Source organism: Streptomyces sp. NPDC020898, assembly GCF_044333925.1.
GTDB lineage: Bacteria > Actinomycetota > Actinomycetes > Streptomycetales > Streptomycetaceae > Streptomyces.
Window position 1 is genome coordinate 587786 of record NZ_JBIRRV010000003.1, and the last position, 21906, is coordinate 609691.

The following is a 21906-nucleotide window of genomic DNA, read 5'->3' on the forward strand; positions in this document are numbered from 1 at the left end:
AGGTTCTCACGGCAGAGGGTGAAGCGTCAACGGTCCTTCCGCAGCTTAGAGAAGTCCCAGCTCACCACTTTCTCCGCCGTCAGCCGCAGCCAGGCGTGCCGCCCGTCGTACGGGAAGTCCCGGCCGCCCGCGTACTTGTCCGCGAACAGCCGTTCCGGCTCCCGGAGTTCCTCCAGGGGAGCCCCCTTCCGAGGTGTCTCGCCGACCACCTGAACGCTGCCTCGCAGCTCCACGCCCCGCAGTTGCATGAAGTCGGCGCCTCCGTCGTCGACGATCACGCCGATCCGCGAATCGCGGTCGAGGTCGGTCCAACGCTGGCTGCGGACAAGCGAGTTGAGCCACAGGGCGGTTCCGTCCCACACGAACCACAGGGCACTGACATGGGGGTGCCCGCCTGCTCCGACAGTCGCCACCCGGCACACGGGCTGGGCGCGCAGGAACGCGTCCCGTTCCGGCTCGGTCATGGCGATCGCGGTTCCCCTGCGCTGTCCGGTCATGGTTTCTCCCAGGGTTGTCCGAATGGTTGATTCTCTCTGAATGAGAAGCTAGTTTCCAGCCTTAGAGAGGAGGACACTCAGTCGGCCTACCCCGACATCGAGTGGCGGCGCGTCATGGACCAGTTCCTCACCTTCGGGATCGTCGGCCTCAGCACCGCCGCGATCTACGCGGTCATCGGCAGCGGTCTCGTGCTCACCTACACCACCACCGGCGTGTTCAACTTCGCCCATGGCGCCGCGGGCATGCTCTCGGCGTTCACCTACTGGCAGCTCACCGTCGGCTGGGGCTGGCCGGTTCCGGTCGCACTGGCTGTCGTCCTGCTCCTGCTCGCCCCGGCGTTCGGTCTCCTCGTCGAACGGTTCATCCTGCGGCCTGTCCAGGCGCTGGGGGAAGCGGAACGGCTGGTGATGACCGTCGCACTATTGAGTGGCCTCATTGGGGTCGCGCGCTGGATCTGGGACCCGAACGTGGCCCGGCCCCTGCCCGTCTTCTTCGCCGACCGGGCCCCCTTCCACATCGGACCGGCCGCCGTCACCTGGCACCAGGCCATCACCATGGGCGTGGCCATCGCGGTCGCCGTCGTCCTGCGCGTCCTGCTCTACCGCACCCGCTCCGGCGCCGAGATGCGCGCCACCGTCGACGACCGCGCGCTCGTCGGACTCACCGGTGCCGACCCCGTACGGGCCAACAAGGCCGCCTGGATCATGGGCACCCAACTCGCCGCGCTCGGCGGCATATTGATCGCGCCGACCGTCACCCTCGACGCCGCGCAGCTCTCCCTCCTGATCGTCAGCGCCTACACCGCCGCCGTCTTCGGCCGGCTGCGCAGCATGCCGCTCACCTTCATCGGGGCCGTCGTCATCGGCTGCACGGAGAGCTATCTCACCGGCTATCTGCCCCAGAACGACTACTTGCCGGGCCTGCGCCTCGCCGCCCCCGCCTTGCTCCTCTTCATCGCCCTGCTGGTGTTCCCGCACCGGCGGCTGCGCGGACGCGACCGGCGCCTGGCACCCGTCCCGGTGCCCACGGCACGCGGCACACTCGTGTTCGCCGCCGTCACCATCGCCTTCGGCGTCGTCCTGGCGTCGATGCTCGGCGAGGCCGACCTCATCACCTACGGGCCGATCTTCTCGCTGGGCGTGGTGGCGCTCTCGTACGTCCCCCTGGCCGGTTACGCGGGCCAGATCTCCCTGTGCCAGCTGAGCATGGCCGGGATCGGCGCGGTCGTGTGGGCGCACTTCGGCGCGCACGGCCAGCTGTGGGCGCTCGGCCTGGCGGTACTGGTCGCCGCGGTCGCCGGGGCGCTGATCGCGCTGCCCGCACTGCGCCTGTCCGGCGTGTACCTGGCCCTCGGGACCGCCGCCTTCGCCGTCGTACTCGACCGCTGGATCTTCACCCTCCCCGCCTTCCATGTCTTCGGCGTCGAAGTCGTGCTGTTCGACCAGGGCTCGGTGGAAGTGGCCGGACCCTCCCTGTTCGGGCTGCGCCTGGACAGCGGGGAGGAACTGATGGTGCTCGCCGCCGTCTGTCTCGCCCTCGCCTCGGTCCTCGTGGCCGCGCTGCGACGGGGCCGGTTCGGGCGGCGGCTGATCGCGCTGCGCGACAGCGAGGCCGCGTACGCCACACTCGGCGGCAACCTGCTCGTCGCCAAGGTGATGGTGTTCGCGCTGGCCTCGGGCATCGCGGGCCTCGGCGGCGCGCTCTACGGAATGCAGCAACGGGCCATCACTCCCGACCAGTTCAACCTCATCGCCGGACTGCCGATCTTCCTCGTCGCGGTGATCGGCGGACTCGGCGCGGTCGGCAACGGCCTCTTCACCGGTACGGCGCTCATCGGGCCGGCGAACGCGCTGGTCGCCGTCGCGCCCTCACTGCAGAACCCGGTCGCCCTGCTGCCGGCCCTCGCCGGTATGGGCCTGGGCAAGAACCCCGACGGCATCGCGGCCCACTTCCGGCGCCAGTGGGAGCCGCTCGGCCGCGACCGCATCGCGCTCACCGCGCTCGTCGCCTGGCTGGCAACGGCCTGGCTGCTGCGCCTCGGTGACGTCATCAACGGCTGGACCTTCCTCGGCGGAGCCGTCGTCGTCGCACTGGCCCTGCGGATCTGGGCAACTGTCCGGCAGGCCCCGACGGCCGAGCCGGAGATTCCGGTCGAGTGGTGGGGCGTACGGCGCGACTGGCGCCCGGAGGACGGGGAGGTGCTGGCCCGTGGCGTCGCTGCGCGTTAGTGGAGTGACGGTTTCCTTCGGCGGCAACCGAGCCCTGGACGGGGTCGGCATGACCGCCGAGCCCGGCCGTGTCACCGGGCTCATCGGGCCCAACGGGGCAGGAAAAAGTACCCTGTTCGACGTCGCCTCCGGGCTGCGCAGACCGTCGTCGGGGCGGGTGTTCCTCGACGACCGGGACGTCACCCGGATGCGGCCCTCCGCCCGGGCCCGCTGCGGACTCGCCCGGACGTTCCAACGGCTGGAGCTGTTCGGCCGGCTCAGCGTCCGCGACAACCTGCTCGTCGCCGCCGAACTCGGCCCCGAACGCCCGCGTGCGGCCGGTGTCGTGACGGAGATCCTCGACCGGCTGGGCCTGACCGGCATCGCCGACACCGCACCCGACACGCTGCCCACCGGCGTCGGCCGCCTCGTCGAGGTCGGCCGGGCGCTGACCCTGCGCCCCAAGGTGCTCCTGCTCGACGAACCCGCCGCCGGACAGGACGGCGAGGAGACCGAACGCTTCGCCGCCCTCCTGCGCTCCCTCGCCGACGACGGCACGGCCGTCGTCCTCGTCGAACACGACATGAGCCTCGTGATGAGCGTGTGCGACGACGTGTACGTCCTCGACCTCGGAAAGGTCATCGCCGTCGGCCCGCCCGAGGTCATCCGCAACGACGAGACGGTCCTGGCCGCCTACCTGGGGGACGCGTGAACGCGCTGCTCGAACTGCGCGGCATCCGTGCCGCCCACGAACGGATCACGGTCCTGCACGGAGTCGATCTCGGCGTCGCCGCCGGTGAGGTGGTGGCGCTGCTCGGCCCCAACGGTGCCGGAAAGACGACCACCTTGAGGGTCGCGGCGGGCGTCCACCCCGTCCAGTCCGGCCAACTCCTGCTCGGCGGACGGGACATGACGGGCGCCGCCCCGCGCGACCTGGCCCGCGCCGGAGTCTGCCTGATCCCCGAGGGACGCGGCGTGTTCCCCAACCTCTCGGTGCGCGACAACCTCCTGATGATGACGTACACCGGCCGCACCCGCGCCGAGATCGAGGAGATCGCGTTCACCCGCTTCCCCGTTCTCGCCCAGCGTGCCTCCCAGCCCGCCGGCACGCTCTCCGGCGGTGAACAGCAGATGCTCGCCCTCTCACGGGGCCTCGCCACCGACCCGGCCGTCCTGCTCCTCGACGAACTCTCCATGGGACTCGCCCCGTTGGTGGTCGCCCGGCTCTACGAGCAGGTCGCCGAGATAGCTCGGCAGGGGGTGGCCGTCCTGGTCGTCGAGCAGTTCGCCGCCGCCGTACTCGACATCGCCGACCGCGCCGCCGTCCTCGTCCGTGGCCGCGTCGAACGCCAGGGCCACCCCGACGACGGCCTCCGCGCAGAACTGTCCGCCCTCTACCTCGGGAGTTCAGCAGCATGACATCCACCGAGCCCCGTGCGGACCGCTTCGTCCGCGAACTGACGGAACTGAAGATCCCCGACCCGGCCGCCGCCCGCTCCGTACTCTGGCTGCGCCTCGGCGGAGCCCTGATGGCGCTCGGCGTGATCCTCGGCGCCTCCGGCTACCTGGTCGCCCACAACACCCTCGACCCCCTCGTCCAGAACGACGGACTCGCCCTCGGCCTCGCCGGCATCGCCGCCGGCGTCGTCGGCTCGGCGCTCTTCCTTCGCTACTCGCTCACCGCCTTCCTGCGGTTCTGGATGGCCCGCCAGTCGTACGACGTCAGCCTCCTCGCCGAACGACTGCGCGAACCGGACCGGCTGCGCGACCCCGAGTGACCTCGCGACCCCCATCGCCCGTTCGAGAGGAACCTGTGTCATGACCACTCCGGCAACGACATCGCGCCCCGGCGACCAACTCGCCAGCACCGCCTGCGGCACCCGCGTGGTCGTGATCCGGGCCCCTGCCGACGCCCACCCCCCACTCGCCTGCGGGGGCAAGCCCATGGTGCCCGCCGCCTCCGCACCGCCGGTCAAGGACCCCGGCTCGGGAACCGTCATCGGCAAACGCTACGTAGATGCCACGGGCACCCTCGAACTGCTCTGCACCGCCTCCGGAGCGGGCGAACTGACCTGCGACGGCGCCCCGATGACGATCAAGGCCGCCAAACCGCTGCCCGCCTCCGACTGAGCCTGCCGACTGAGACCGCTGACTGAGACTTCTGACCGAACCGAACAGGAGCCGCCATGCCCCAGGACGACCTGGTCCTGACCGAACGGGTGGGCAACGTCCTCGTGACCACGATGAACCGGCCCGAGGCGCGCAACGCACTGAACCCGGAGCTCATTCAAGAACTGTCCGCGGCGTTGAAGGAAGCGGACGCGGACCCGGCCGTCAGGGCGATCGTCCTCACCGGGGCGGGCCCGGTCTTCTGCGCCGGCATGGACCTCAAGGCGTTCGCGCGCGGCGCCCGCTTCGACGGACTCGTCTGGTTCCTCCGCGAGGGCGTGGCCACCCCGGTCGTCGCGGCACTGAACGGTCCCGCGCTGGCCGGCGGCTTCGAAATGGTCCTGGCCTGCGATCTGGTCGTCGCCGCCGAACACGCCAGTGTCGGCATCGCCGAGGTGAAACGCGGCCTCTTCGCAGCCGGCGGCGCCACCACCCTCGCCGACCGGATCCCACTCGCCGTCGCCCTGGAAATGGGCCTCACCGGCGAACTGATCACGGCGGCCAGGGCCCGGGAGGTCGGCCTGGTGAACTGGGTCGTCCAGGCCGAAGCGGTCCGGACAGAGGCCCTGGCCCTCGCCGAACGGATCGCCGCCAACGGCCCGTTGGGCGTCACCATGACCAAGAAGCTGATCCGAGAACGCCGTTGGCCCGACCCGTCCGAAATCGAGTCGGTCTTCCGCAGCACGGACGCAGCAGAGGGCGCAAAGGCCTTCGCAGAACGAAGGCCCCCCGTATGGACAGCCAAGTGACGGACGAGGGCTGGCCTTTGCCCGGCTAGACGGTCTCGGGTGAAGTCACGTGCACAACAGCGCCCCCATAGGGGCGCGGGGAACTGCGCGATCAGCCCCTACCGGCCCGCGGTAAAAGAACTGCGTGGCCCACCCCGTACTTAGCCAACCTCAACCACCTCATCGACCAACCCCCACCGCAACGCCTCCCCCGCCCCCAACGCCTCCCCAGACAACGCCAGATAAGCCGTCCGCTCCCGCCCGATCCGCACCGGCAGACTCGCCGTACCCCCCGCCCCCGGAATCAGCCCCATCCCCACCTCGGGCAACCGCATCACCGTGTCCGGCGCCGCCCGCACCCACCCCGCGAACGCCGTCAGCTCGATACCCGCCCCCACACACGCACCGTGCAGATGCGCCGTCACCCGCGCACCGCACCGCTGAAGCAACGCGGCCGGACTGCGGAGCACACGCACCAGATGGGCCTGCGCGGGATCCCCGGCCGTGCCGAACTCGCTGAGGTCGCCGCCCGCGCAGAAGGCCGGCCCGTTGCCGTACAGGTCGACGCGAGTGATCGAGGGGTCCGCGACGGCGACGTCGAGCGCCTCGCACAGGGCGTCCCGCGTACCGGCGTCCATGGCGTTGCGCGCCTGCGGCCGGTCGAGGGTGATGGCGAGCCGGTCACCGTCACGGCTCAGCAGCACCGGCGCGGGGGAGGGGCGCGGCGTGCGGGAGGGCGCCGAGTCGAGCCAGGCGCGGAAGACTGCCGAGGCCTGGAGCGTCGAGTAGGCGAGGGACTCGGCCACGAGACGGTCGGGCGGCTCCAGCGCCGGGCCCATCCGCAGCACCTGCATCAGGGCGACGGAGGCGCCGGGCCGGTCCGCGACGATGTCACCCAGACGGCGGGCGGTGGCGTACGGGTCCGCGCAGCCCACCCAGGGGCGTGGCGGATCGGCGACGCCGGTGAGGAGAATGTCGAGGCCGGCGTCGGCCGGGCCGGGCTCCTCCGCGACGCCCACCAGCACTCGCCCGCTGACGTCCGCTGCTCCCGAACCGAGGCCGAGGCCCAGGTCCAGGCGCGGTCCACGGTCGAGGTCGACGAGGTCGAAGGGGGAGTCCAAGGTCACGTCCGGAGTGTAATTTGGGGCTACCTCGCAAGAGAAGGGCGTTTGTCCGTTGGAGAATGACGCTCTCGACAGCTGGATGGAGTCGGTCGAGCCGTATCTGCCTCCCCTCGCCTCCGTCGCGAAGGAGTTCACCGCGCTCACCGGTGTGCCCGTCGACCTGCCCACCGCCCTCTTCCTGCGCGCCCGGCTGGCCGGCCACACCCTCCCCGGCAGGACCTCGGCCGGCGGCTTCTGCCAACTGCTCGAAACCGCCGACGGCTGGACGGCCGTGAACCTCGCCCGCCCGGACGATCTGACCGCCGTACCCGCCCTCGTCGCCCTCCTTTCGGGTACGCAGGGCGAGCCGCTCCACGAGGCGGCGCGACGGGCCACGGCAGCCCAAGTCGCAACGAACGCCCAGCTCTTGGGGATCGCGGCCTCGGAGCACGCCTCCGTGAGCGGACCTCCGGTACGAGCCGTGCGCCTCGGCGAGCGATGCGTACGCGACACAGCCGCCCTGCGTGTCGTAGACCTGTCGGCCCTCTGGGCGGGCCCCCTGTGTGCACGCCTCCTGGGCCTGGCGGGCGCCCAAGTGGTGAAGGTCGAGAGCACGGACCGCCCGGACGGTGCCCGCGCCGGATCGCCCGCCTTCTACCGTTGGCTGCACGAAGGGCACGACAGCCTGGTGCTGGACTTCTCCGCGGGGGCGCTCGCCGAGGCGGTCGCCGGGGCCGACATCGTCATCGAGGCGTCCCGGGCGAGGGCGCTGCGCCGGCTCGGGGTCCACGCCGAGGAGTTCCTCGCCGCCCGTCCGGGCCGGGTCTGGGTGAGCATCACCGGGTACGGCAGGGACGACGACCGCATCGCGTTCGGCGACGACGCTGCCGTCGCGGGCGGCCTGACCGGCCTCGACGCACAGGGCGACCCCGTGTTCCTGGGCGACGCGCTCGCCGACCCGGTCACCGGCGTCTACGCGGCCCACGCCGTGGCCCGCTCCCTGGCCACCGGAGGCGGCGACCTGCTGAGCCTCGCCATGTCGGCCTGCGCCGCCTCCCTGGTTCCGTCGCCGTGCTGATCAGGAACGTCGAGGTCCAGGGAGCGGGCCGGGTCGATGTACGGGTCCTGGGTGGCCGCATCGCCGAGATCGGCAAGCGGCTGGACGGAACGCACGGCTCCGACACCCCCGGTGCCCCCGACGACCTGGACGGGCACGGCGGCGCCCTGCTGCCCGGCCTCCACGACCACCACGTACACCTCGCGGCGCTGGCCGCCGAAACCGCGTCCGTGCGCGTCGGTCCGGCCGACGTCACCGGCCGGGACGGACTCGCCGCGGCCTTGAGCGGCGGGGACCCGGCGGAGTGGGTGCGGGCCATCGGCTATCACGAGAGCGTTGCGGGCGACCTCGATCGGTGGGTCCTGGACGCCCTCGCCCCACCGGACCGGCCCGTCCGCGTCCAGCACCGTACGGGGGCGCAGTGGGTGTGGAACAGCGCCGCGTTGCGGGCGGCCGGGCTGGAGGAGGGGACGGGGACAGGAACGGGGGCGAGCGATGGACGGTTCTGGCGGGAGGACGAACGGCTGCGCGGATTCGTCCCGCCCGTGCGTCTCGACCTGGAGGGTGTGGGGCGCAGGGCGGCGGCGCTCGGCGTCACGGGGTTCACCAACGCCGATCCGCATCCGGCGGACGGCCTCCTCGACCTGCTGTCGGTGCTGCCGCAGAGGCTGCTCGTCATGACGGTCGACGCGCCCGTGAAGCTCATGCTCGACGATGCCACCCTGCCCGCCCCGGCCCATCTGGCCTCCCGTATCGCATCGCTGCGGCCACGCCCGGTGGCCGTCCACTGCGTGACCCGGGTTCAGCTGCTCGTGACCCTCCTCGCCCTGGACGAGGCCGGCCCGGTCGACGGCGACCGTATCGAGCACGCGTCCGTCGTCCCGGCCGAGACGATCCCCTGGATCGGGCACCTCGGAGTGACGGTCGTGACGCAGCCGCACTTCCCCGCCGAACGCGGCCACGCGTACACCACCGACGTGGACGCCGACGACCGCCCCCACCTCTACCGCTGCCGGACCCTGGCCGACGCCGGCATCCCGCTCGCCGCCGGCACCGACGCCCCGTACGGCACCCACGATCCCTGGGCAGTCATACGGGCGACCGTCGAACGGAGCGGGGGAGAGGCCCTGCCCCCGGAGTCGGCACTGAACCTCTTCACCGGGGAGCCCCAACGCCCCGGCCGTACCCGGAGGTTGACGACCGGCATGATCGCCGACCTGTGTCTGCTCCACGTGCCCCTGCGGGAAGCGCTCGACGCACTCTCCGGGGAGACCGTACGGGCGGCGTTCGTCGGCGGACAGCGCATCACCGCCCCCGAATGAGGCGCGTTAGACGCTGTACCCGCCGTCCACCCCCAGCGCCTGCCCCGTGATGAACCCCGCGCGCTCCGAGGCGAGGAACGCCACCGCCTCCGCGATGTCCGTCGCGGCCCCGAAGCGGCGCAGCGGGATATTGCGCCGGGTGATCGCGAGCGCGGCCTCGTCCAGTTCCCCGGTGGCGATCAGACGGGCGGCGATACCGTCGTTGAGCATGCCGGGCGCCACGCAGTTCACGCGCACCCCGTACCGGCCCTCCTCCGCCGCGAGCGCCCGGGCGACCGCCTCGACGGCCCCCTTGGTGCCCGCCGACAACCCGTCCCGGACCGGGTAGCGGCGGGTGGCCACCGTCGTCACGGCCACGATGCTGCCCCGGGTCTCCCGCAGGAGCGGCAGCGCCGGATGGATGAGACTGAAGAACGCCCCGGCGTCCGCGTCGAGTTGGGCACGGTACTGGCTCGGCGTCACCTTGCTCAGATGCGTCATCGGTACGTGGGGACCGGCCGCGTACACGACCGTGTGCAGCCCTCCGTACGCGTCGGCGGCCTCGGCCACCGCCCCCGCCGTCGCCGACTCGTCCCCCAAGTCGAGCCGCAGAGCGTGGACTTGGCGCCCGTACGCCTTCACCTCGCCGGCGATCGACTCCGCCGCCGACTCGTTGGCACGGAACGTGAACGCCACATCGCTGCCCCGCCGGGCCAGAATCCGTACGATTTCCGCACCGATGCCACCGGTGCCGCCCGCGACGAACGCGGCGCCCCTCCGGCCCTCGAAGTCCGTGTCCGGCATGGGCATCCCCGTTCTCACAGTCCCAACGACTTGGCGATGATGACCTTCATGACCTCGCTCGTGCCGGCGTAGATACGGGTGATGCGCGCGTCCGTGTACAGCCGGGCGATGGGGTACTCCTGCATGTACCCGTATCCGCCGAAGAGTTGAAGACAGCGGTCGACGGCCCGGGCCTGCATCTCCGTGCAGAACAGCTTGACCTTCGCCGCGTCCGCGCCGGACAGTTCATGGTCGACGAGTTCGAGCACCGCACGGTCGAGCATCATCTGCGCGGCCTCCAACTCGGCTGCCACAGCGGCGAGTTCGAACTTCGTGTTCTGGAAGGCGGCGACGGGTTTCCCGAAGACCTTGCGCTCCTTGACGTATCCGACCGTCGTGTCGAGGGCGGCCCGCGCCTGTGCGACCGAGCCGACCGCCACGGTCATCCGCTCCTGCGCCAGATTGTGGCCCAGGTAGCCGAAGGCGGCGCCCTCCTCGCCGAGCCGGTTGGCGACCGGGACACGTACGTCGTCGAAGGCCAGCTCGACGGTGTCCTGCACCTTGATGCCCATCTTCTTGAGCACCCGGCCCCGCGTGAACCCCGGCATGCCGTCCTCGACGACCAGCAGGGTCAGCCCCGCGCGTCGGTCGTCGGGGTCGGTGGCAGTCCGAGCCACCACGACCACCAGGTCGGCGAGCAGCCCGCCCGTGATGAACGTCTTCGCGCCGTTCAGGACGTACACGTCACCGTCCCGCACGGCGGTCGTCCGGATGCCCGCGAGGTCGGAGCCCGTGCCGGGTTCCGTCATGGCGACGGCCGTGAGCAGCTTGCCTGCGGCGAGGCCCGGGAACCAGCGGGCGCGCTGCTCCTGATCGGCGTAGGCGAGGAAGTAGGGGAGGACGACGTCGAGTTGGGTGCGTACCGTACCGAGGGTGACCAGCGCGCGGGCCGCCTCCTCCTGGAGGACCACGTTGTAGCGGTAGTCGTCGAGGCCCGCCCCGCCGTACTCCTCGGGGATCGACATGCCCAACAGGCCCAGCGAGCCGAGCTGTTCGAAGAGTTCGCGGGGCAGCCGCCCGGCCTCCTCCCAGTCGGCGTAGTACGGGACCACCTCGTTCGCCACGAAGTCCCGCACCAGATCGCGAAACGCCTCGTGGTCGGGCGTGAAGATGTCTCGGCGCACAACAGCTCCCGTCTGTTCCTGTCAGGAGGCGAGTTCGACGAGGGTGGCGTTGGCTGTGCCGCCGCCCTCGCACATCGTCTGCAGGCCGTAGCGCAGGCCGCGCTCCCGCATGTGGTGGATCATGCGGGTCATCAGGACCGCGCCGGACGCCCCGAGCGGATGCCCGAGGGCGATGGCCCCGCCCAGCGGATTGAGCAGCGCCGGATCGGCGTCCGTCTCGGCTAGCCAGGCCAGCGGTACGGGCGCGAAGGCCTCGTTCACCTCGAAGACGCCGACCTCGGTCAGCCCGACGCCCGCCCTCTGCAGCACCCGCTCGGTCGCGGGGATCGGCCCGGTCAACATGAGCACCGGGTCGGCGCCCACGACCACACCCGCGCGGTACCGCACGAGCGGCGCGAGGCCCATCTCATGTGCCCTCTCGGGCGTTGTGACGAGCAGCGCGGCGGCGCCGTCGGAGATCTGGGAGGCGTTGCCGGCATGGATCACTCCGTCGTCCTGGAAGGCGGGCTTGAGTCGCGCGAGGCTCTCGATACTGGTCCCGCGCCGCACCCCCTCATCGGCCCCCACAGTCAGGTCGCCGACGGACACCGGCGCGATCTGCTCCTCGAACACCCCGGAGTCCAGGGCAGCCGCGGCCCGTTCGTGCGACAGCGCGGCGAACTCGTCGAGCCGCGTCCGCGTGAACCCCCACTTCTGGGCGATCCTCTCGGCGGACACCCCCTGGTTGAACGAGAAGTCGTCGTACCGCGCGAGGACTTGGGGCCCGTACGGCATCCCGGAGGCCCGCGCCGAGCCCAGCGGAACCCGGCTCATCACCTCGACCCCGCCCGCCACGACGACATCCTGCTGCCCCGACATCACGGCCTGCGCGGCGAAGTCCAGCGCCTGCTGACTGGACCCGCAGGCCCGGTTGACCGTCGTACCCGGAATGCTCTCGGGCCAGCCCGCCGCGAGCACCGCATAGCGGCCGATGTTGCTCGACTGGTCGCCGACCTGCGACACACAGCCCCAGACGACGTCGTCGACGACGACGGGATCGATGCCCGTCCGGTCGACGAGCGCGTTCAGCACGACAGCCGAGAGGTCGGCCGGGTGTACGCCCGCAAGGCTCCCGTCACGTTTGCCGACGGGGGTGCGCACCGCCGCCACGATCACCGCTTCACGCACTACGGCCTCCTGACCGAAGAGGCGCCTGGCGCCCCCGAGTTGGTAGGTTCCTGGCCGGCCCCCGGCACCGCCCACCGTCCGCTGAAGGACGGCTCGCGCTTCTCCGTGAACGCCGAGAACGCCTCCGGCACATCGACCGTGGCGAAGTTGACCCCCTGGGCGCGTGCCTCGCTCGCGAGCGCGTCCCGGAGCGTCCGGTCGGCGCCCTCGTTGAGCAGCGCCTTGGTCTGCGCGAGCGCGATCGGCGCCCCGGCCACCAGCCGCGCCCCGAGCCCGTCGACGAAGGCGTCCACTTCGTCGGCGGCCACGACCCATGTCACCAGCCCGAGCGCCCGTGCCTCCTCGGCGCCGATCGTCTCCGCGAGTAGTGCGAGCCGTTTGGCCTGCTGCAACCCGACCAGCTTCGGCAGCAGCCACGAGCCGCCGAGATCCAGGGACAGCCCGCGCCGCGCGAAGATCTGCGAGAACCGCGCGTCCGGCGTGGCCACGACCAGATCGCACCCGAGCGCGAGGTTCCACCCCGCGCCGACGGCGACACCGGTCACCTTGGCGATGGTCGGCACCGGCAACTCGTGCAGCAGCAGGGCGATCTCGCTCAACGTCCGCATCCGGTACAGGGGGTGGACGCTGCTCGGCCCACCCGAGATGTCGGCCCCCGAGCAGAACGAGCCCCCGGCCCCCGTGACGACGAGCGCCCGCACGGCACGAGCCCTCCCGGCGGCCAGCAGCGCGTCCCGCAACGCGTCCCACAACTCCGCGTCGATCGCGTTCTTCCGGTGCGGCCGGTTCAGGGTCAGGGTCCGTACGCCGTCCCGGTCGCCGCAGAGCAGCACGGGCTCCTTGTTGTTCACGGCGCCTCGCCCCCGCTCCCGCCCGCTTCCGTGTCCGTCTCCTCGCCCTGGTCGTCGATCCCCAACTCGGCCAGTACGGCGGCCGTGTGCTGCCCGAGCGCCGGGATGGCGCCCATCGGCGGCTCGTAGCCCGAGATGACCGGCGGCGGAAGCAGCGCGGTGATCGGCCCGTACGGCGTCTCGACCTCCCGCCACCGGTCACGGGCCTTCAGATGCGGATGCGCGACGACCTCGCTCGGCTTGTTGAACCGGGAGTTGCCGATCCCGGCGGCGTCCGCGCTGCTCTGCACGTACGCCAGATCGCGGCGGGCGCACCAGGCGGTGATCTCGGCCTCCAGGATGTCGCGGTGGGCGACCCGGCCCGGGGTGGTGGCGAACCGTTCGTCGTCCGCGAGGTCGGGCCGGTTCAGCAACTCCCTTGCCAGCCGCTGCCATTCACGGTCGTTCGTCGTCCCCAGGACCACGGTGTGACCGTCGGCCGTGGCGTACGCCCCGTACGGCGCCACCGCCGGCGACCCCATGCCCATGGGCTGCTGATCGACGCCCGCGTGCTTGGTGTAGGTGAGCGGATAGCCCATCAGCTCCGTCATCGTGTCGAACAGGCTCACCGCCACCGAGGCCGGACCGCTGCGGCCGCCGCGTCCCCGCTCGTACAGCAACGCCATGATGGACAGGGCCGCGTACAGCCCGGCGCACACGTCGGCCATCGGCGGCCCGGGCTTGGCCGGCGCTCCGGCCAGCCCGGTCACCGCACACGATCCCGCCTCGGCCTGGACGAGCAGGTCGTACGCCCGCTTGTGCGAGAGGGGCCCGCCCGGCCCGTACCCGTCGATCTCGACCGCGATCAACTCCGGATGCCGTACGGCCAGATCGGCGGGGGCGATGCCCAGTTTGGCCGTGGTGCCGGGGGTGAGGTTGGAGACGAGGACGTCGGCGTGGCCGAGCAGCCGGTGCAACACGGCCATTCCTGCTGGTGACTTGAGATCCAGGGCCACGGACTCCTTGCCCCGGTTGATCCACACGAAGTGCGCCGAGAGGCCGTTCACCACATCGTCGTAGTGCCGGGCGAAGTCGCCGCCTTTCGGGTTCTCCACCTTGATCACCCGGGCGCCGAAGTCGCCGAGCGTGCGCGTGCACATGGGAGCGGACACCGCCTGCTCCAGCGTCACCACCGTGATGCCGGCCAGCGGCCCGGCCGCCCTGGCCGTGCCGGCTTCGTCATCCATGTCAGGCCTTCGCTTCGAAGCGGGCACGCAACTCGTCCTTGAGCACCTTTTGGCTCGCGTTGCGCGGGAGTTGGTCGCTGAAGCGGACATGGCGCGGCACCTTGAAGTTGGCCATGTGCTCGCGCGACCACGCTACGACGTCCTTCTCGCCGACCTCGTACCCCGACTTCGGGACGACGAAGGCGCAGCCGACCTCGCCGAGCCGCTCGTCGGGAACCCCGATCACGGCGACCTGTCCGATGGGCTCGAACGCCAGCAGCAGTTTCTCGATCTCCGCCGGATAGGCGTTGAATCCGCCGACGATGTACATCTCCTTCTTCCGGTCGACGATCGAGAGATTCCCGGACGCGTCGAGCCGCCCTATGTCCCCGGTGTGCAGCCAGCCCTCACCGTCGATCGTCGCGGCGGTCGCCTCGGGGTCCTCCCAGTACCCTCGGGTGACGTTGTATCCCCGTACGAGAATTTCCCCGTCCTGTTCCGCCGCGAGTTCCCGGCCCTCCTCGTCGACGATTCTCACCTCGACGTCCGGAATGACACGTCCGGTGGTTCGGGCCACGGTCTCCTCGGAATCCCCCACACGCGTGGTCGTCACCAGTGCGGACGACTCGGTCAGCCCGTACGCGCTCATCACGATGTCGAAGGACAACTCCGCCTTCATGGCACGGATCAGCGACTCCGGAATGGTGGTGCCACCCGTCATGGAGACGCGAAGTGAGGAAAGGTCGTGTGCCGAGCGGTCTGGGTGGTTGATGAGGTCGTGGAAGATCGTGGGTGGGCCCAGCAGAATGCTCACCCGTTCTCTGCCGATGATCTCCAGTGCCTGTCCGGGGTGGAACACGGCCATGGGAATGACCGTCACCCCGTGGATCAAGGAGGCAAGCCAGCCCGCCTTGTAGCCGAAGCAGTGGAAGAACGGCGGGATGACGAGAAAGCTGTCGCCGCGCCGGAAGGTGTACTCCTCGGCCATCCAGCCATAGGCCCGCAGCGACTGACCGTGGGTGAGGACGACGCCCTTGGGATGGCCGGTCGTGCCGGATGTGAACATCACGTCGGAGATGTCGTCCGAGGTCAGCCGCTCGATCGACTCCTCGGCCGCGGACGACGGAACTGCCTCACCGGCCCGCAGAAATTCCGTCCACGACAGATCGGCGGCACCCTTCGGGCCGAGAACCGACATCGACACCGTTCTGCCCAGCGCCGGAAGACCGGGGTCGTACTCCAACAGGTCGGCAATGTAGTCGCTGTCCAGGAAGGGCGAAGCGAAGACCGCCTTCGCTCCCGACTTGCGCAGGATGTAGGAGATTTCGCCCGCCTTGAATCGCGTGTTGAGAGGGACGACGACACCTCCCGCTCCCTGAATGCCTAGTGCGGCAAAGATCCATTCCGCGGAATTGGGCGCGCAGAGCCCGACCCGGTCGCCCGGCTTGATTCCCAGGGCGATCGTGGCTTTCACCGCCTCCACCATCCGCTGTTCCAGCTCGCGGAAACTCCATCGCTGGTCCCCGTCCACCAGCGCGATGTCGTCTCCGAAGCGCTCGGCGGCCAGCCTGATGACATGGGGAATGGTCAGGAATTCTTCGTCGTATCGCATGGAGAAGGCTCCAGGGCTCAGGACTGGCCGGACGAAGCGGACGAGGGCAGATGCAGGACCCTTTTCGCGATGATGTTCCGCTGGATCTGGGAGGTACCGCCGTACACCGACGCGGCCCTGGAATAGAGGTACTCGCCGAATATCTCGCCGCCGTCCTCGGCCAGCTCTTCCGGGAACACCTTGAGCGCCGTCTCGTACAGGCGCTGTTCGGCCCGCGTCATCAGGAGTTTGTCGATGGACGACTCCGGGCCGGCCACCTGCCCGCTCAGCCGTTCGGCGGTACGGCGCCGGGCATGCGCCACGAGGACCTCGTAGTCCACGTAGCACTGCCCGATCTCGGAGCGCAGCCCGTCCGGGAGCGCGTCCGCCCGCTCGCGGACGGCGGACCGGAGGCGTTCGACGAGCAGGCCGTACTTCGACAGATGACCGGTGTCCAGGGCGTTGCGCTCGTACGACACCGTCGTCATGGCCAGCGGCCAGCCGTCGCCCTCTGCGCCGACCCGCTCGGACTCCTCCAGGCGGACGTCGTCGAGGAACAGCTCGCAGAACTCGTCGTCCCCGTTGGCCGCCCGCAGGGGCCGTACGGTCACCCCCGCGCGGTCCAGGGGCAGCGCGAACGCCGTGATCGAGCGATGCGGGGAGCCCGTGCGGTCCGTACGGGCCAGAAGAAGACAGAGGCCGGAGTACTGGGCGTAACTGGTCCAGAGTTTCAGCCCCCGGACGACGTAGTGGTCGTCGCCCCGGCGTTCCGCGAACGTACTCATGCCGGCGAGGTCCGAACCCGCACCCGGCTCACTGAACCCCTGGCACCAGACATCGTCGCCCGCCAGCATGCGTGGCAGCAGCCGCAGCCGCTGTTCCTCGGAGCCGAACTCCAGCAGGGCGTGAGCGAGATAGCCGATCCGGGGGACCCCCGGGGCCCGGCAGGCGCCCAACTCATCGCTGATCGCCACCTGGTGAAGAGCCGTCAGACCACGACCGCCATAGCGCTCCGGCACATCGAGGCCGACCCAGCCACCGGCATGCAGCAGCCGATGCCAGCGGTGCAGGAAGACGGGGACCGGTTCGTCCAAGCGCCGCTCGGGAAGCGGGTGTTCGGCCAGCCAGGCCCGGAACTCCGTACGGAGCCGGTTGAGGTCGGCCGGGTCGCCGAAGTCCAGCGGGGAGTCGTTCATCGCACCGCCTCCGGTTCGGCCAGCACCGTCAGCAGATCGGCTGTCGTGGCCAGCACCGTCGCGCCCACGCGGACCTTGCGCAGATACAGGTGCGCGATGTGCTCCCACGTCTGTGCGATCCCGCCGAACACCTGCATACCGGCGTACACCGCCTCCACCGCCGATCTGTTCACCTCGGCCTTCGCGACCCGTGCGGCGGCCAACGCCCGTTCAGGCGGCTCGTGGTCGAGACACCAGGCGGCGTACCGGGTCGCGCTCGCGCAGGCCTCCACGAGCACGGTCGCGTCGGCGAGCAGATGCTGCACCGCCTGGAACGACCCGATCGGCCGGCCGTACTGGCTGCGCTCCCGCGCGTACTCCACGCTCTGCCCGACGAACGACCGTGCCGCGCCCACGAGTTCGGAGGCCACGACAATCAGTGCGTACGCTTGCCAGTGCCGGTGTCCGGCCGGGTCGAGCCGTCCGACGACACGCTCCGCGGACCCCGCCGTACGGATCGCCCGCAGCAGATCGACGCCCGGTGCCGCCGGGCCCAGTTCGGCCGCGGTCACCGTTCCGTCGGGGAGCACGCACAGCGCCTCGTCCGCGCCCTCGCTGTCCCAGGCCACGAGCGGGGAGGAGCTCGCGGTGGGAAAGCGCAGGTCGCGGGCGAGGGCGATCGTCGGGGTCGTACCGGCGGCCGGAGCTGCTCCGAGCAGGCGCAGCAGCTCCGGGGCGAGCAGGACCGTACCGAGGAGAGAGGTGGGCAGGGGCAGGGTGCCGTGTTCCTCGGCGAGCAGGGCGCACTCCTGCACGGTGGCCGCGGAAGGCGTGGACCGGCGCAGTTCGCCGAGGCCCAACTCGCTCAGGGCCTCCTGCGCTGCGGCGCCTGCCGAGGGCTTGACGTCGTCGGCGGAGTTCACGCGGAACCGGGTGGCGAAGGAGCGGAACAGGTCGCGTACGAGGACGAACTCCTCGGTCTCCACCGGCTATCCCTCCTCGCCCTTGGCCCGGCGGTCCGCCCGTGACGCCAGTTCGTCGATGATGCGGATGTGGTCCGGGCTGGTCATCGTGGCCCGCTCGGCCATCAGCGCCGCCTCCATACCGCCCCGGGTCGCCTGTTCCACCACCGCCGCGAGCGCCGCCTTCGTGGCGCGCAGCGCCTCCGGGGGCTGCGCGGCCAGCCGACGGGCCAGTGCGAGCGCCTCCTGGTGAAGGTCGGCGGCCGGTACGACCCGGTTGGCCAGGCCGAGTTGGACCGCCGTCCCGGCGGGAATCCGGTCGCCGGTGAAGAGGTACTCCTTCACCCGGAGCAGACTCGTGAGCAGCGGCCAGAGGGTCACACCGCCGTCGCCGGCCACCAGACCCACCGAGATGTGCGGGTCCGCGAGGTACGCGTCGTCGGCCATCAGGACCAGATCGCAGCCCAGCGCCAGGCTGCAACCCAGGCCCACCGCCGGGCCGTTGACCGCCGCGACGACGGGCAGCGGGAAGCGGATCATCTCCGTCTGGATCGTCCGGTCGAGGCGTATCGACCGCTCCCGCAGTTCGGGGTCGGTGTGATGGCGCCGCAGATGGTCGAAGTCGCCGCCCGCGCTGAACGCCCGCCCCGCGCCGGTGAGGACGACAGCCCGGGCCTTCGGGTCGTCCGCCAACTCCCGCCACACCTCGGCGAGTCGCCGGTGGAGCTCCTCGGAGACACCGTTGAGCCTGTCGGGCCTGTTCAGGGTGACGACCCGGACATCGCCGTCGGCGGTCACGGTCAGGACGGAGCCGGCCTCGCCCATGCGCACCCCTCTCCACTGCTCGTCGATCTCGGATGCTAGTAAAGGTCAGACCAGAAGTGAAGAGCGTTGTTCACGATAAATGGAAATTACATTCTCGCGCGGGTGGGTGAGACTGGACCAGGGTCGGGGGAGCCCGGCCCGGATGATGAACTGACGTCAGTCGTCGGCCGGTTCCGGCAGCGCGACCAGCTGCCGCTGGTCCGCCTCGGCCGCCGCGCGGGCGAACCCGCACACATGCCGGGTCATCCGGCGCATCGCCGCAGGCCCGTCCTGTGCCCGGATCGCCTCGGTGATCCGCGCGTGGGCGCGGGCGGTGACCTCGCGGATCTCCGCGTCCATGAACCGGTCGATGTCCGTGGCGGCGTAGATCGACTGGGACAGCGCGGTCATGAAGCCGATCAGCAGCTCGTTGTCGCCGGCCTTCGCCACGGCGGTGTGCCAGCGGACGTTGGCCCGCAGGAAACGCGGGACGTCGTCCTCCGCTCCGACCAACTCGGCGTGCGCCGCGTCGAGTTCGGCGAGGTCGGCCGACGTACGCCGCTTCGCGGCCAGCGCGGCGCACGTCGGCTCGATCGCCTCGCGCGTCTCGTGCAGCGCCTCCAGCCGGATCTGCTGACCCCGGATGACCAGCCGTACCGTGTTCGCCACCGACTCGTGGCCCGGCCGGTGCACGAAGGCCCCGCCACCGCGCCCCGGCCTGATCCGCAGCAGCCGCTCGACTTCGAGGATGCGCAGCGCCTCGCGCACCGTCGCGCGGCTCAGCCCCGTCTGGTCGACCAGCTGACGTTCCGGCGGCAGCGCCATGCCCTCGGTGAACTCGCCGGAGAGGATCCGCTCACGGACCTCGGCGGCCAGCACGTCCGACGCCTTGGGCACCTTCACCACATCGAAGCGCGGGTCACTGGCGGAACGTCCGGCGCTCTGCACGGCTCAGGCCTCTCGTCGGTGGTGGCACTTCGGCCGGACCATTCAATACGGGACCCGTACCGCCTGTCACATGACCAGGCCGCCGTCCACCGGCAGCACCTGCCCGGTGATGAAGGACGCCGCGTCCGAGGCGAGGAAGACGAAGCTCCCGGCGATCTCCTCGGGCTCCGCCCAGCGGCCCAGCGGGATGCGCGCGAGCATCGGGGCCGCGAACTTCTCGTGGGTGCGGATCGTCTCCGTCATCGGCGTCGCGGCGAGCGGCGCCAGCGCGTTCACCAGGATCTGGCGGCGCGCCAGTTCACGCGCCAGCGACTTCGTGAAACCGATGATGCTCGCCTTCGCGGCGGAGTAGTTCACCTGGCCGAGCGTCCCGACGAGGCCGGCCGACGACGTGACGTTGATGATCCGTCCCGTGCCGTCCTCCGGAAGGAAGGGCAGCGCCGCCTGGGAGCAGTGGAAGGTCCCCATCAGATGGATGTCGACGATCCGCCGGAAGTCGTCCTCAGCCAGTTTGTCGAACATGGCGGGCGCGGTGACCCCGGCGTTGTTGACGACGATGTGCAGCGTCCCGCCCGTCAGCTCCGCCGCCCGCGCCGCCGCGGCATCGGCGGCGGCCCGGTCCCGTACGTCGAGTGCGGCACTGTCCGCCGTACGGCCGGCGGCGCCGATCTTCCCGGCGACAGCGGCCGCCGCGTCCCCGTCGAGGTCCGTCACGAGCACGGCGGCACCGGCCCGGGCGAGCGCCTGGGCGACGGCGGCGCCGATACCGCCCGCCGCCCCGGTGACCAGCGCGGACCGGCCCGTGAGATCGAACAGACCGCTGTTGTCGGTCATCACTGACTCCACGTCATCAACCGTCTGGAAAGCGATAATTGACGGACCGTTAATAGTTATGTCCCGTCAGTAACTTCTCGGCAGGCCCAGCACATGGGAGCCGAGATAGTTGAGGATCATCTCCTGGCTGATCGGCGCGATCCGCATCAGGCGCGCCTCACGGAAGTAGCGGGCCACGTGGTACTCCTCGGAGTAACCCATCCCGCCGTGCGTCTGCAGCGCCCGGTCCGCCGCCGTGAACCCGGCGTCCGCGCACAGGTACTTGGCGGTGTTGGCCTCGCGTCCGCACGGCAGCCCGCGGTCGTACAGCCAGGTCGCCTTGCGCAGGACCAGCTCGGCCGCGTCCAGCCGGGCCAGCGAGTCCGCGAGCGGGAACTGCACCCCCTGGTTCATGCCGATCGGCCGGTCGAAGACGACACGCTCCTTGCCGTACTGCACGGCCTTGTCGAGCGCCACCCGGCCGATGCCCAACGCCTCGGCGGCGATCAGCATCCGCTCCGGATTCAGCCCGTCGAGGAGATACCGGAACCCCTGCCCCTCCTCGCCGACCCGGTCCTCGACCGGCACCCGCAGATCGTCGATGAAGAGTTCGTTGGAGGTGACGGCGTTGCGGCCCATCTTCGGAATGGGGCGGATGTCGACGTGGGCGCGATCGAGATCGGTGAGGAAGAGCGTCATCCCGTCGGTCTTCTTCGCGACCTCGCCGACCTTCGCCGTGCGCGTCAGCAGCAGGATCTTCTCCGACTCCATCGCCTTGGAGATCCACACCTTGCGGCCGTTCACCACGTAGTGGTCACCGTCCCGGCGGGCGTACGTCGTGATGCTCGTCGTGTCCAGACCGGCGCCCGGCTCGGTCACGCCGAAACAGACGTGCAGGTCGCCGGTGGCGATACGGGGGAGCGTCCGGCGCTTGAGCTCCTCGGAGCCGTGCACCACGACGGGATGCATCCCGAAGATCGACAGGTGGATCGCGCTGGCCGCGTTCATGCCGCCGCCCGACCGCGCGACCTCCTCAAGAAGCAGCGTGGCCTCCGTGATGCCGAGACCGTGACCGCCGTACTCCTCGGGGATCGTGAGCCCCAGCCAGCCGCCGCCCGCGACGGCGTCGTAGAACTCGGCCGGGAACTCGTGGTCCCGGTCCTTCTCCATCCAGTACCGGTCGTCGAAGTCGCGCAGGAGTCCGGCGACGGCCTTGCGGATCGTTTCCTGATCGTCGGTCAGCTCGAAGTCCACAGCTCGAACGCCTCCCGCAGCCTCGGTGGCGTCGAAACATATCAAAGGTCAGACCGAAGAGATAGGCGACGGGTGTTGATGCGAACGGTCGCTACAGCCCGCCGGA

General features: G+C 70.7%; 22 protein-coding genes. 8 read left to right on the top strand and 14 right to left on the bottom strand.

The genetic code is table 11. The features are described 5' to 3' along the window. Positions 1-26 precede the first annotated feature (26 nt). Positions 27-497, bottom strand: a complete 471-nt coding sequence (locus ACH4TV_RS13880; RefSeq protein ID WP_398397571.1) for a pyridoxamine 5'-phosphate oxidase family protein — start codon at positions 495-497, stop codon at positions 27-29. A gap of 114 nt (positions 498-611) precedes the next feature. Here ACH4TV_RS13880 and ACH4TV_RS13885 point away from each other — a divergent pair, with 114 nt between their 5' ends. Genes ACH4TV_RS13885 through ACH4TV_RS13910 form a run of 6 tightly spaced genes read left to right on the top strand, consistent with a single transcriptional unit; the run spans position 612 to position 5623 of the window. After that, the gene (locus ACH4TV_RS13885; protein ID WP_398397573.1) at positions 612-2726 is read left to right on the top strand and encodes an ABC transporter permease; all 2115 of its coding nucleotides are present in this window, start codon (positions 612-614) and stop codon (positions 2724-2726) included. A gap of 4 nt (positions 2727-2730) precedes the next feature. Then, positions 2731-3417 carry an ABC transporter ATP-binding protein gene (locus ACH4TV_RS13890; protein WP_398397575.1) on the top strand — a complete coding sequence of 229 codons (687 nt, stop codon included), beginning with the start codon at positions 2731-2733 and terminating at the stop codon, positions 3415-3417. Continuing rightward, entirely contained in the window at positions 3414-4124 is a 711-nt protein-coding gene (locus ACH4TV_RS13895; protein WP_398397577.1) for an ABC transporter ATP-binding protein, read from the top strand. The genes ACH4TV_RS13890 and ACH4TV_RS13895 overlap by 4 nt, the downstream gene beginning before the upstream one ends. After that, positions 4121-4483, top strand: coding sequence for a hypothetical protein (locus ACH4TV_RS13900; protein WP_398397579.1), 363 nt, complete (start codon positions 4121-4123; stop codon positions 4481-4483). The genes ACH4TV_RS13895 and ACH4TV_RS13900 overlap by 4 nt, the downstream gene beginning before the upstream one ends. Before the next feature lie 40 nt (positions 4484-4523). Then, positions 4524-4835: a hypothetical protein gene (locus ACH4TV_RS13905; protein WP_398397580.1), complete on the top strand. Its 312-nt coding sequence runs from the start codon at positions 4524-4526 to the stop codon at positions 4833-4835. Between the two features lie 56 nt (positions 4836-4891). Next, entirely contained in the window at positions 4892-5623 is a 732-nt protein-coding gene (locus ACH4TV_RS13910) for an enoyl-CoA hydratase-related protein (RefSeq protein ID WP_398397581.1), read from the top strand. 140 nt (positions 5624-5763) lie between these two features. Here the strand turns inward: ACH4TV_RS13910 and ACH4TV_RS13915 are convergent, their stop codons facing one another. Next, on the bottom strand, positions 5764-6729 hold the full coding sequence (locus ACH4TV_RS13915; protein ID WP_398397583.1) for an enoyl-CoA hydratase/isomerase family protein: 966 nt from the start codon (positions 6727-6729) through the stop codon (positions 5764-5766). Positions 6730-6778: 49 nt separating this feature from the next. On the opposite strand from ACH4TV_RS13915, the gene ACH4TV_RS13920 reads away from it, so the two are divergent. Together ACH4TV_RS13920 and ACH4TV_RS13925 are read left to right on the top strand one after the other, a co-directional pair. After that, the gene (locus ACH4TV_RS13920; protein ID WP_398397584.1) at positions 6779-7783 is read left to right on the top strand and encodes a CoA transferase; all 1005 of its coding nucleotides are present in this window, start codon (positions 6779-6781) and stop codon (positions 7781-7783) included. After that, positions 7777-9084 carry an amidohydrolase family protein gene (locus tag ACH4TV_RS13925; RefSeq protein WP_398397586.1) on the top strand — a complete coding sequence of 436 codons (1308 nt, stop codon included), beginning with the start codon at positions 7777-7779 and terminating at the stop codon, positions 9082-9084. The genes ACH4TV_RS13920 and ACH4TV_RS13925 overlap by 7 nt, the downstream gene beginning before the upstream one ends. Before the next feature lie 6 nt (positions 9085-9090). Here the strand turns inward: ACH4TV_RS13925 and ACH4TV_RS13930 are convergent, their stop codons facing one another. The 12 genes from ACH4TV_RS13930 to ACH4TV_RS13985 form a co-directional block, all read right to left on the bottom strand. Next, positions 9091-9867 carry an SDR family NAD(P)-dependent oxidoreductase gene (locus ACH4TV_RS13930; RefSeq protein ID WP_398397587.1) on the bottom strand — a complete coding sequence of 259 codons (777 nt, stop codon included), beginning with the start codon at positions 9865-9867 and terminating at the stop codon, positions 9091-9093. A gap of 14 nt (positions 9868-9881) precedes the next feature. Then, positions 9882-11030: an acyl-CoA dehydrogenase family protein gene (locus tag ACH4TV_RS13935; RefSeq protein ID WP_398397589.1), complete on the bottom strand. Its 1149-nt coding sequence runs from the start codon at positions 11028-11030 to the stop codon at positions 9882-9884. A 21-nt stretch (positions 11031-11051) separates the two neighbouring features. Then, the gene (locus ACH4TV_RS13940) at positions 11052-12197 is read right to left on the bottom strand and encodes a thiolase family protein (RefSeq protein WP_398397591.1); all 1146 of its coding nucleotides are present in this window, start codon (positions 12195-12197) and stop codon (positions 11052-11054) included. Further along, positions 12197-13048, bottom strand: a complete 852-nt coding sequence (locus ACH4TV_RS13945) for an enoyl-CoA hydratase/isomerase family protein (protein WP_398397593.1) — start codon at positions 13046-13048, stop codon at positions 12197-12199. The genes ACH4TV_RS13940 and ACH4TV_RS13945 overlap by 1 nt, the downstream gene beginning before the upstream one ends. Further along, on the bottom strand, positions 13045-14274 hold the full coding sequence (locus tag ACH4TV_RS13950; protein WP_398397595.1) for a CaiB/BaiF CoA transferase family protein: 1230 nt from the start codon (positions 14272-14274) through the stop codon (positions 13045-13047). Before ACH4TV_RS13950 ends, ACH4TV_RS13945 begins: the two co-directional genes overlap by 4 nt. A gap of 1 nt (position 14275) precedes the next feature. After that, positions 14276-15865 (bottom strand): FadD3 family acyl-CoA ligase, encoded by a 1590-nt coding sequence (locus ACH4TV_RS13955; RefSeq protein ID WP_398397597.1) that lies wholly within the window; start codon positions 15863-15865, stop codon positions 14276-14278. Between the two features lie 17 nt (positions 15866-15882). Next, positions 15883-17040 carry an acyl-CoA dehydrogenase family protein gene (locus tag ACH4TV_RS13960; protein ID WP_398397599.1) on the bottom strand — a complete coding sequence of 386 codons (1158 nt, stop codon included), beginning with the start codon at positions 17038-17040 and terminating at the stop codon, positions 15883-15885. After that, positions 17037-18005 carry an acyl-CoA dehydrogenase family protein gene (locus ACH4TV_RS13965; RefSeq protein WP_398397601.1) on the bottom strand — a complete coding sequence of 323 codons (969 nt, stop codon included), beginning with the start codon at positions 18003-18005 and terminating at the stop codon, positions 17037-17039. The genes ACH4TV_RS13960 and ACH4TV_RS13965 overlap by 4 nt, the downstream gene beginning before the upstream one ends. 3 nt (positions 18006-18008) lie before the next feature. Beyond that, positions 18009-18806 (bottom strand): enoyl-CoA hydratase/isomerase family protein, encoded by a 798-nt coding sequence (locus ACH4TV_RS13970; RefSeq protein WP_398397603.1) that lies wholly within the window; start codon positions 18804-18806, stop codon positions 18009-18011. Between the two features lie 156 nt (positions 18807-18962). After that, positions 18963-19733 carry a FadR/GntR family transcriptional regulator gene (locus ACH4TV_RS13975; protein WP_398397605.1) on the bottom strand — a complete coding sequence of 257 codons (771 nt, stop codon included), beginning with the start codon at positions 19731-19733 and terminating at the stop codon, positions 18963-18965. A 66-nt stretch (positions 19734-19799) separates the two neighbouring features. Beyond that, a complete protein-coding gene (locus ACH4TV_RS13980) occupies positions 19800-20567 on the bottom strand; it encodes an SDR family NAD(P)-dependent oxidoreductase (RefSeq protein ID WP_398397607.1) in 768 nt (255 codons plus the stop codon). Positions 20568-20633: 66 nt separating this feature from the next. After that, complete coding sequence (locus ACH4TV_RS13985) at positions 20634-21800, bottom strand: acyl-CoA dehydrogenase family protein (RefSeq protein WP_398397609.1); 1167 nt, start codon at positions 21798-21800, stop codon at positions 20634-20636. Positions 21801-21906 lie beyond the last annotated feature (106 nt).

What these genes read in the sequence shown, in the direction of transcription:
- ACH4TV_RS13955 (WP_398397597.1), bottom strand. Translation starts at nt 15,865, where the DNA reads ATGCGATACGACGAAGAATTCCTGACCATTCCCCATGTCATCAGGCTG.
- ACH4TV_RS13905 (WP_398397580.1), top strand. Translation starts at nt 4,524, where the DNA reads ATGACCACTCCGGCAACGACATCGCGCCCCGGCGACCAACTCGCCAGC.
- ACH4TV_RS13960 (WP_398397599.1), bottom strand. Translation starts at nt 17,040, where the DNA reads ATGAACGACTCCCCGCTGGACTTCGGCGACCCGGCCGACCTCAACCGG.
- ACH4TV_RS13900 (WP_398397579.1), top strand. Translation starts at nt 4,121, where the DNA reads ATGACATCCACCGAGCCCCGTGCGGACCGCTTCGTCCGCGAACTGACG.
- ACH4TV_RS13910 (WP_398397581.1), top strand. Translation starts at nt 4,892, where the DNA reads ATGCCCCAGGACGACCTGGTCCTGACCGAACGGGTGGGCAACGTCCTC.
- ACH4TV_RS13970 (WP_398397603.1), bottom strand. Translation starts at nt 18,806, where the DNA reads ATGGGCGAGGCCGGCTCCGTCCTGACCGTGACCGCCGACGGCGATGTC.
- ACH4TV_RS13930 (WP_398397587.1), bottom strand. Translation starts at nt 9,867, where the DNA reads ATGCCGGACACGGACTTCGAGGGCCGGAGGGGCGCCGCGTTCGTCGCG.
- ACH4TV_RS13880 (WP_398397571.1), bottom strand. Translation starts at nt 497, where the DNA reads ATGACCGGACAGCGCAGGGGAACCGCGATCGCCATGACCGAGCCGGAA.
- ACH4TV_RS13885 (WP_398397573.1), top strand. Translation starts at nt 612, where the DNA reads ATGGACCAGTTCCTCACCTTCGGGATCGTCGGCCTCAGCACCGCCGCG.
- ACH4TV_RS13980 (WP_398397607.1), bottom strand. Translation starts at nt 20,567, where the DNA reads ATGACCGACAACAGCGGTCTGTTCGATCTCACGGGCCGGTCCGCGCTG.
- ACH4TV_RS13950 (WP_398397595.1), bottom strand. Translation starts at nt 14,274, where the DNA reads ATGGATGACGAAGCCGGCACGGCCAGGGCGGCCGGGCCGCTGGCCGGC.